This window comes from Streptomyces sp. NPDC002793 (assembly GCF_040295485.1).
Lineage (GTDB): Bacteria > Actinomycetota > Actinomycetes > Streptomycetales > Streptomycetaceae > Streptomyces.
Window position 1 is genome coordinate 1 of the sequence record NZ_JBEOVL010000094.1, and the last position, 8,339, is coordinate 8,339.

General features: G+C 70.3%; 6 protein-coding genes. 5 read left to right on the top strand and 1 reads right to left on the bottom strand.

The features are described from left to right. Positions 1 to 95 precede the first annotated feature (95 nt). From ABT001_RS35310 to ABT001_RS35330, 5 genes are all read left to right on the top strand, one after another. The gene (locus tag ABT001_RS35310; RefSeq protein ID WP_351285733.1) at positions 96 to 2,372 is read left to right on the top strand and encodes an ATP-binding protein; all 2,277 of its coding nucleotides are present in this window, start codon (positions 96 to 98) and stop codon (positions 2,370 to 2,372) included. Between the two features lie 193 nt (positions 2,373 to 2,565). Next, positions 2,566 to 3,807, top strand: coding sequence for a phthiocerol/phthiodiolone dimycocerosyl transferase family protein (locus ABT001_RS35315; RefSeq protein WP_351285725.1), 1,242 nt, complete (start codon positions 2,566 to 2,568; stop codon positions 3,805 to 3,807). Positions 3,808 to 3,906: 99 nt separating this feature from the next. Beyond that, complete coding sequence (locus ABT001_RS35320; protein WP_351285727.1) at positions 3,907 to 4,323, top strand: hypothetical protein; 417 nt, start codon at positions 3,907 to 3,909, stop codon at positions 4,321 to 4,323. Between the two features lie 493 nt (positions 4,324 to 4,816). Continuing rightward, a complete protein-coding gene (locus ABT001_RS35325) occupies positions 4,817 to 6,325 on the top strand; it encodes a hypothetical protein (protein ID WP_351285728.1) in 1,509 nt (502 codons plus the stop codon). A 341-nt stretch (positions 6,326 to 6,666) separates the two neighbouring features. Further along, the gene (locus ABT001_RS35330; protein WP_351285730.1) at positions 6,667 to 7,581 is read left to right on the top strand and encodes a class I SAM-dependent methyltransferase; all 915 of its coding nucleotides are present in this window, start codon (positions 6,667 to 6,669) and stop codon (positions 7,579 to 7,581) included. Between the two features lie 49 nt (positions 7,582 to 7,630). On the opposite strand, the gene ABT001_RS35335 is transcribed toward ABT001_RS35330, so the two are convergent. Then, complete coding sequence (locus ABT001_RS35335; protein ID WP_351285731.1) at positions 7,631 to 8,206, bottom strand: nitroreductase family protein; 576 nt, start codon at positions 8,204 to 8,206, stop codon at positions 7,631 to 7,633. Positions 8,207 to 8,339 lie beyond the last annotated feature (133 nt).

Below are 8,339 nucleotides of genomic sequence, written 5' to 3' on the forward strand. Positions count from 1 at the left end.
ATCTTGGTCGGGAACCCGTCTACCAGGAGCTTCGTCGTTCCGTACAGCCCGCACCGACCAACACCACAGCCCCACGGTCAGGTTGAAAAGCGCTCCTGGTCTCCGCATTGGCCGGCACGGTGACCGGTCGCGGGCATCTCGCATGTGTGCTCGGTTTCTCGGGCTTCGGAAAGACTCACCTCGTGATGGAGCTCGTCCAACGCCTTCGGACTCAGGACGGGAACATCGAAACGATCCAGAGCGGCTGCTACTCCGGTGAGGGGGTTCCTCCGTACTGGCTGTGGACCCAGGTGCTGCGTCGGCTGTCGGCGGCGCGGCCCGAAGCCTTCCAGGCCGCCGCCGCGCCGTTCGGCACGTTGCTCACCCCCCTCCTGCCCGCGTGGCAGGCAGGGCAGGGCGCCAGGGGCGACCACGGCACCGGCGGCCCGCCGCCCGACCCGTTCCGGACCCATGACGCGCTCTGCGAGGTTCTGCTGACCCTGGCCGCGCAGCGCCCCCTGGTGCTGCTCCTGGAGGATGTGCACTGGGCGGACCCCGCGTCGCTCGATCTGCTCCGCCTGCTGACCACACGCCGTCAGGGCCACCCCCTCAGCATCGTGCTGACCGGCTGGGACCTGGAAGCCTGGCCCGAGCACTCACGGCACGGAGTGGTGAACGAGATGTTCAGGGGCCCCAACACGAAGATCCTGCGCCTCGGGACGCTCACGCTCCCCGACGTCATCGCGCTGGTCGACGCGCACGCCGGACCGGGCGTCGACCCGCGGATCGTGGACGCGCTCCACGCCCAGGCCGTGGGCAGTCCGTCCTCCGTACTCCAGATGCTCTCGCTTCTCGGTGAAGCCAGGGACCTGCACGACCCCGACGCCACCGACGAACTCCTCGGCCTCGTCGCCCCGTGCGCGCGGAAGGCCCTCCGCCAGGAGTTCGCCGAACTGCCGGATCCGGTCCTGCGGCTTCTCCGGCTGTGCGCGGTCGTCACACCCGATATCGAAGTGGAACCGCTGTGCCGCGCCACCGGCGGCAACGCTGCCATGGCGATCGTGGAGTCAGCCGTCCGGCACGGCCTGCTCGCCCCGGTTCAGGGGCCCACCGGGCGACTCCGCCTCGCCCCTCCGCATGCCCGGGACGTACTCATCGGCGAACTGACCGACGAGGAGCGCCAACAACTGCACGCCGCCTACGCGAACGCTCTGTCTCCTCGTCTCCCCGAGGAGTGCGATCCGGCGAGGACCGATCGCATAGCCCACCACATGTGGGGCGCCAGAGGCGCCGTGCCGAAGGAGCGGGCACTGCACTGGTTCCTGCGCGCGGCCGAGAACGCGGGATCGCGTCTGGCCTCCGAAGAACGCCGGCTGTGGCTGCGCCGCGCCATCGATGTCGCGGAATCGGTGGCCGACGGCGCGGCCGATCGGGACCTCGAATCCCGGCTCCACGTGGAGCTGGTCCATCTGCTGGGCCACGTACGCGGATTCGGTGATGTCGAGGCCGAGACGGAGATCATCCGTGGACACGTCCTCGACACGCCCCCGCACAGCTCCGACGACCCGGCGGTCCTGTCGATGCTGAGCGTGTCGCTCCTCGTCCGCGGCTGCTACGACGAGTCGAGGCGGCTGTCCGCCCGGTTGCGGTCCGTCGCCGAACGCACCGACGATCCGGCGGCCCGACTCGTCGCGACGTACGGCGAGGGCATGGCGCTGTTCATCGGCGGCCGTCTGCCCGACGCGCTGGAGGCGTTCGGGCACGGCGTCGAGCTGTCCGACCGGCTCGCGCGCGAGGGCCGGCTGCCCGAGAGGATCTACCGGCCCGATCCGCGTGTCTACTTCCGCGGTTACGACGTCCTCACCCGGTGGCTCATGGGCGAACGCGCGGCTGCGGCCGAGCAATGCCGTCGCCTCCTGAGGCTGACGCAGTGCGGTCGCATGCCCTGGGACCGGGTCCACGCCCTGTACGTCAACGCGGTCGTGGCGGCCTGGGAGGGCGATGTGGAGTCAGCACACTCCTTCGGGACGGAGGGCGTCGAGCTGTCCGTCAAGCACGGGCTGTCCTATTGGACGGCGATGCTGCACGTTCCCCTGGGCTGGGCCCTCACGCATGCCGGCCGTCAGGAGGGGATCCCGAAGATGCGGAACGCCCTCACCGAGATGCGGCTCTCCCGGACGAAGTTGCACCTTCCCCTCCACCTGGGCCTGCTCGCCCAGGCACAGCACCATGCCGGACAGCGGGAGGGCGCCGTGGACACACTGCGCACCATGCTCGCCGTCGTCGAGCACCAACGCGAGTACGTGTACCTCAACTCCGCCCTGCCCGCCACGCACCTGGTCGACCGGTTCCTGGGCAAGGAGATGCGGGAGGTGACAGGTCCGCGAGTGTGAGGGCTCTTCCTCCAGGTCGGGTGCGGTGAGGGTCCGGCACCTCGCCGCCCACAGCGAGGGCCGTCACGGAGTGACCGCGCGATGGCTCGAAAGCGATCACCAGATCGTGTGTCCCGTCCGGTGTCCGGTTCTCCTTCCGGGGAATTTGCCCCAGGCTGGGATGCCGACTCCTGATCACGTAAGGACGTGTCCCATGACCGTAACCGTGCGGGAACGCCTCCTCGCACCGCACGAGGCTGCCATCGCCGCGGCGGGGGTCCAGGTCGTTCTGCACTGCGACATCGAGGGCGAGCCGGACGAGGCCCTCCTCGCGCAAGCTCTGGTCCGACTGCGGGAGTGCTATCCCCTGCTCGGTGGAAGGATCCTCACGCCCACCGGGAGCGGGCCACTGGTCCGGATCGACTCGACGGCCTCCGGCCCCGGACTCAGCCGTGGTTCCGATTTCGACGAGGTGGTGAGCACCCCGCCGGCCTGGGACAGCGAACCACTGCTGCGGCTGACGGTGGTGCCCGGGCGGGAAGGGTCCCGGTTGGTGATGACGCTGCCACGCGCCTTCGTCGACGCGACGAGCTATCTGGCGGTGCACGAGCGGCTGTGGGCTCTGTACACCACACTGTCCGCAGGACGGCCGGCTCCCGTCGGGCCGGTCGAGCCCGTGCTCGCGCCGGCCCTGGACGGCGTGCTCGGCGCCCTCTTCACCGCAGGGCGACTGCGCCGGTTCGTCGCCGAAAGGGCCCGTCTGGACACCGAGGTCCCGCCCGCCCTGCTACCGGCCCTTGCCTCTGCCGACGGCGGCCCGGGGCCCGACATGAGCTTCGGCATCGTCGCCGTGGAAGCCCTTCCCGAGCACTGCGAGCGGCTGGTCCGACGAGCCAGGGACGCCTCGCTCACCCTCAATTCCCTGGTGTCGGGGGTCCTGCTGACAAGCCTGCGTTCCCTGCTTCCCGCGTCGGACGGTCCGGCGCGGATGCTGTGCACCACAGCGGTGGACATGCGCCGCAGGCTCTCACCGCCGCTGCCTGCCGAGGTCCTGCAGTCGGCGGCGACGACCACCTCCATCCGGCTGGACGTGGACGAGCGGGCCCACCCGGTCGAGGTCGGACACGATCTGTCCGCCCGGCTGCGCGCCGATCTGGACAGCGGGGCCGCCGCGATGGAACTGGCCGCCTTCCCCTACATGCTCGACCAGCACCCGCCGAGCCTGGTCATCACCAACGTCGGAGTCATCTCCGAACCGGAACTGCCGGACGGACAGCGGATCAGGAACGTGCGGCTCGCCCCGCTCGGTCACGTGCCGATGCTCTTCGCAGTCGTCAGCCGCTACCGGGGTCGCCTGGCAGTCGACCTGACCTACAGCAGGGCCTGGTACACGGACGCTCAGATGCGCACACTCGCCGACCGGGTGTCGGCTGCTCTGGAGGACGTGGCCCGGTGACCGGGACCGGCAGACCCGGCGGGCGGGGCCCGGGCGGCGGCCGGAGCGGCTGCGACGGCCCCCGCCGGGTCTGATCAGGCGCGTGGGGTCAGGCGCACGGTGACGATCTGGAACGGGCGCAGAACGAGCGGCACGCCGTCGGCGGTGACGGAAAGGCCGGGTGCGTCTGTCAAGGGACGTTCGAGCAGGTCGGTCGCGCAGCGGCGGCACACGGGAATCCGGCGCGCAGACGACTACGCACTGCTGGTCCTCGACGACCCGCGCGTGCGGATCGTCGGTCTGACCGTGCCGGAACCGGGGCGTGTGCTCGTGCGGTTGCAGTCCTTCGCGGAGGAGCACATCACCTGCCGGCTCACCCCGGGCTTCCCCGTCACCGCAGCCATGTCCGCCGACTACCTCGGCACCGTGGGCGCCGCACTGCGCGCCGGGGAGGATGGATCTCTGCCTGTCCCGGTACCCCGGCTCGGCACCATGGCGGTGTCGCTGACGACCGGCAGCGAGCCTGACCGGGATTGACAGGACATGACCGTTCCGCCGCGCTGCCTCACGATCCGGTGTGAGGCAGCGCGGCGGCCCAGGTGCACCCGATCGTTCGGTGCGGCGGGAGGACGAGCCGGAAGCAGGCCCTTCGCGGGCCGACGGCATCGTAAGTGTCACCGGCAGAACCGGTCACCCTTACGGGGTAATGCCGGACAGATCACGGGACAGTACCTTAGGGATGGCGACGCGAAAGCCAAGTGACCGAGCCTCAGTCATGCCGATGTCCGAGTGCTCGATGCGGTTTGCCCGGCGCCGGTAGCAGGCTCGCGAGGAACGGCCGACACGGCCGCTTCCGTATCCCACCCCCACGGGTCCACCGGTATCCCTCGACGCGGCTGCCCGGCTCGCCTCTCATCCGTACCGGTCGACGAGCCGGCTCAGTCGGCCCCTCGTGACCCGATCCCGACACAGTGCCTTGGCGCACGCCGCCACACTTCCCACCGCTGAGACGCACAAGAGGAGTTGGCCCATGAGTGAATGCGGCTGCGGGCGTTCCCCGATAACCGTCGGCGGATGCCGGCCGTCAGAGCCGGACTGTCCCCCCGTCGCCTGCACCGGCTCCCGGCGGTGCGAGCACTGCGAGACGACCCCACTGCGCGACTCCGCGCCGTACCGGGTCGCAGCGACCGCGAGCAGCACCGACCCGACGCCGTACTACACCATCGCCCACACCCACGCCGCCCTGGACCCCGTCGTCGCCCAGACCATCCTGAACAGCGGCACGGGCACGTTCCCGGCCGACGACGGGACACACGACGGCCAGCACACCTGGCTCGCCGGCGTCGTGCGGATCGACCCCGCGTCACTGCGCGGCAACCCCACCGGCGTCACTGTCAGCGCCTCGGTCCATGTGCACAACGACGGCAGCAGCACGGCCTGCCGGCTCTACGGCCGCTTCGCCCTGTGGAACGGCGCCACCGCGATCCGCACCGACCTGCTGGGCCCACCCGATCTGCCGGCGGGTGGGGACGAGACCGGCGTCATCGCACCGACCACCGTGCCCCTCGCGGACGTCCTCGCGGGAAAGGTCGTCGTCGAGCTCAACCTGGAAACGGGCAACGACGACACCTGCGGGGTCGGCCCCAAACAGTGGACCGTCGACAGCTTCGTCCTCACCGTCCAGGCGTCGTCCCCGGGCTGCGGCAGGCCGTTCCTCCGCACCACCTGCCGCAACTGCGACGGCGCGGTCACCTGTACGACCGACACCCTCGACGGCTCGACGCCCTACGCCCCGGTCCCGCCGGTCATCCCGGTCGTCTCCTGCCAGGACGGATGCGCCACCGCCCGCCCTCCGTGCATCTCCACCGACCGGGGCAACGCCGTCACCCGGGGCAGCGACGGGTGCCTGTACGCGCCCGACACACCCGCTCTGGACCCGTCCCCATGCAATGCCGCACGGAACACGACCGGCGGCCTGCTCGTGCCGCGGATCGACCTGACGGGTATCGCTCCTGGCGGCAACAGCGGCAGCGAACGGTCGGTGGACATCGACGTCTCCGGGACCTCCGGCTGCCCCGAAAGGTGGGAGATCGGCGCCCGCCTCACGCCGGTGAGCGCATTCCGCAACGCCGAGCGGCAGCACGCCGACCTCCTGGCCCGGACCGGTGCCGACGTGCCGATCCCCGAGTCCGACATCGTGCTCCCGGAAGCGGGGGTCTACCACATCGACAGCGACGTGCGCTACGCGCTCGGTTCCGCCACCGGCGGCAGCGGCTACATCATCGGCTGGCTCAGGGACGAGACCACGGACACCCTCCTGACCAGCTTCACCCAGATCGCGGCGATCAACGCAGCGAGGCAGGAACAGCAAGGCGGAACGACTCACATCATGACCGAGTACGCCGTCACGTCCGGCCCCCGGACGGTCCGCCTGCACCTGATGTTCGTCCTCACCGGCGGCAAGATCACCGACGCCGAGGCCGGCGGCACCGACAGCAACGGCGCGACCCGGATGCGCTTCCTCAAGGTCAGGGATTAGCCGGGCGGTACAGCCAGGTCGCTTTGGCTGCGACACGCGCGACCGTCACCCTCCGGACCAGTAGGTGCGCCGTGGGGCGCCGGTGTCACTCGTTCGGAGGGTTCGCGGAATCACCGCGAACCAGGGTGGCTCCGCGTGCGTTTGCGGATGAGTGACGAGTGCGTGGCGTTGCTGACCTGTCCGTGCGGGCGAAAGGCCGCTGACGACGATGTATCCGACTCCGGACGCCCGGAGCGCGATCGGCGTCGTGGGCCCGTGCTGCTCACCGAAGGCTGCCCGGCCGACGGTCCTCACGTCAGCCACGGACCCCACCGCAGAAATCGCCCCGATCGGAAGCGCTCATGGCCCAAGACCACCTGGCAGCCTCCTACAGTGACGCCAACCCCCTCTTCCGGCTGTGCCGGCACATGGGCTGGGGCGCACTCGTCAACCTCGGCTACTACACACTCCCCACCCTGCCGGCGATCATCGGCGGTCTCGCCTTCTTCCAGCGCCGCTTGGAGACACGGAGCCTGGCCCTCCTGGAGGCGCGCCCCGGACACCGGGTGCTGGACGCGTGCTGCGGACGCGGCCACACCACCGCCCGTCTCGGCGCGGCCGGCTGCGAAGCGGTCGGACTGGACATCACCGCCCAGCAGATCGAGCAGGCGCGTACCCGGTACGGCCGGGCCCCCCGTACCACCTTCGCCGTCGCCGACGTCACCGCCCTCCCGAAGCAGGCCGACGGTATCGGCGCGGACAGCTCCTTCGACCGGGTGCACTGTCTCGAAGCCGCGTTCCATCTCACCCCCGCCGGCCGCCGCGCGCTGCTCGCCGAGGCGTTCCGGGTCCTGCGCCCCGGCGGCAGGTTCGTCCTGGTCGACTTCACATGGAACACCGACGACCCGGGGATGATCCGCCGACTGGACCCCCACCGTCTCGTCCGCGCGGCCTGGCACATCGATGAGTTCGAACCGCTGGCGCGCTACCTCGACCATGCGCGGGAGGCCGGATTCGTCGTACGGCGCACCGTCGACTGGACCCGTCCCGTCACCGGACGCTTCGTCCGTCTGGGCACAGTGCTGACGCGCTTGGCGACGAACCGGGCCGGTCGGCGACTGCTCTGCCTGCGTTGGCCCGGCCTACGGGAATTCACCCCGCTGGACTGGCAGAACGCCGTCGCCACGATCGACGCCCACCAGTCCGTGGGCCGCCACAGCTCCTACACCGCTCTCGTGCTCGACAAACCGGCGGACACGGAGGTGACCCAGCCGTGATGATCCGTGCGGCTCGCTCACGGAACTCCGAACCTTCCGACTTCAGCCGTCAGCCGTCCCCCTCCGACTTCCGGAGTTCCTCGAAGTGGGTGATGCTCTCCGACACGTCGTCAGGGACCCGCCTGCGCCGCCCGGCGGTGGCGTCCGGGGTGCCGATGTCAAGCATTCCGAGGAGGCGCTCGGGGCCGCGCAGGCCGAGGAACTCCCCGACTCCGGAACTGGTGGCCAGCCGGCCGGTGCGCCATATGCTGCCGTAGTCCCTGGCGTGCAGAAGCAGCATCAGCGAGTGGGCCACGCAGCTGGCGGCTGCCAGCTGTTCCCACTCCGGGACCGGGTGCGGGTCACGGGGGACGAAGACCAGCGCAGCGGACAAGGGGGCCCGCTGGTAGGTGGTCCTCAGCCGCTCCGTCTCCGCCGCGTCGGCGCCCGTCTCCGCCGCGATGCCCAGTCCGAGTCCGGCGCGTTCGTCGCCGCGCAGCAGGATCCAGCGCCAGGGCCGGAGTCTGCCGTGGTCGGGGGCGAGACTCGCTCCCTTGAGCAGGTAGGTGAACTCCGCGTCGTCCGGTGCGGGCGCGTGGAGTATGTGCTCACTGCGGCGTGTCAGCACCGCGGTCATGACGTCCATGGACGGATTCCTCTCTCTGTCCGTACCTGAAACACGCCCTAAGCTTGTTCTTTATCTACCAAGATCTTCCAGGCTTGCCGATGGCCTTGAGGGTCTCGGCGCGTTTGACGGTCTTGCCGACGTCGTAGCGGGG

Bases quoted from the DNA above. Each gene is read 5' to 3' on its own strand.
- ABT001_RS35315 (WP_351285725.1), top strand. From the start codon at position 2,566: ATGACCGTAACCGTGCGGGAACGCCTCCTCGCACCGCACGAGGCTGCC.
- ABT001_RS35325 (WP_351285728.1), top strand. From the start codon at position 4,817: ATGAGTGAATGCGGCTGCGGGCGTTCCCCGATAACCGTCGGCGGATGC.
- ABT001_RS35330 (WP_351285730.1), top strand. From the start codon at position 6,667: ATGGCCCAAGACCACCTGGCAGCCTCCTACAGTGACGCCAACCCCCTC.
- ABT001_RS35335 (WP_351285731.1), bottom strand. From the start codon at position 8,206: ATGGACGTCATGACCGCGGTGCTGACACGCCGCAGTGAGCACATACTC.